Annotated in this window: 1 protein-coding gene; it reads left to right on the forward strand. The window is 33.4% G+C overall.

Going from position 1 to position 1,041, the window contains the following annotated elements:
- Positions 1 to 186 precede the first annotated feature (186 nt).
- Positions 187 to 1,032, forward strand: a complete 846-nt coding sequence (locus tag ACFIK6_RS09960) for a DNA adenine methylase (protein WP_375642751.1) — start codon at positions 187 to 189, stop codon at positions 1,030 to 1,032.
- The last annotated feature ends 9 nt before the right edge of the window (positions 1,033 to 1,041 follow it).

Raw genomic sequence — 1,041 nt, forward strand, 5'->3', positions numbered from 1 at the left:
TACACGTAGTTTAATAAATATATCTATTTACACACTACAATGCTTAGTTAAAAACCAAAAGTAAAATTTCCGATTTTATAAAACTGTTCAGATTACGTTGTCTCTTCTCAACGTTCGATAAAATCAACAAAAACATCAAAAAATCATTGAAAAAGGCGCGTAACAATGACTCATGTCTGCTCACCATTGAGATATCCAGGCGGTAAGGCTGCACTGTATGGAAAAATCAAAGAAATATTTGAGAAAAATGCATTAAATGGCTGTTCCTATAGAGAGCCATTTGCTGGCGGGTGCGGACTTGCTCTAAAGCTTCTTTTTAATGGTGATGTTAAAGATATTTACATTAACGATATTGATCTGTTCATTTGGAGCTTTTGGTATTGCGTTTTGCACAAGACAGAAGAATTAATAGAAAAAATCAATACAACGACCATTAACTTAGAAGAATGGTACATACAAAAAGAAATTTCTCCTGCAAGTGCAGATGTGCTTAGCGCAGGATTTGCAGCACTCTTTTTAAATCGCACAAATAGATCTGGAATTATTAAAAATGCTGGACCAATTGGAGGGAAAGGACAAAGCGGTGCCTATAAAATAGATTGCCGATTTAACAAAGAGAATATAATTGAACGCATTCTTCGCATAAGTGAACAAAAAGATAAAATACATTTAACTCGTTTAAATGCACGGGAATTTTTGCTACGTTATGGAACTGATGAAAACACCTTTTTTTATATGGACCCTCCTTATTTTAAAAAAGGAAAAGGGCTTTACACTTCGTTTTACAAAGCTAATGATCATAATAATTTAGAGAATGTCATCTCCCAACATGTGACAGCGCCTTGGCTAATTACTTATGACAACGTTGAAGAAATTAAATTTTTGTATAGGCAATATCTCTCAATAGAATTTAGCTTACAATATTCTCTACAAGAGAAAAGGCAAGCTACCGAATTGATGATTTTTTCACCTAAAATCAAAGTACCTCAATTTTTAGAAAAGAATATAGGCTCGCTTCTCAAAGCAGCTTAATTGCAGATT

Source organism: Bartonella sp. AS69XJJH (assembly GCF_042195585.1).
Lineage (GTDB): Bacteria > Pseudomonadota > Alphaproteobacteria > Rhizobiales > Rhizobiaceae > Bartonella.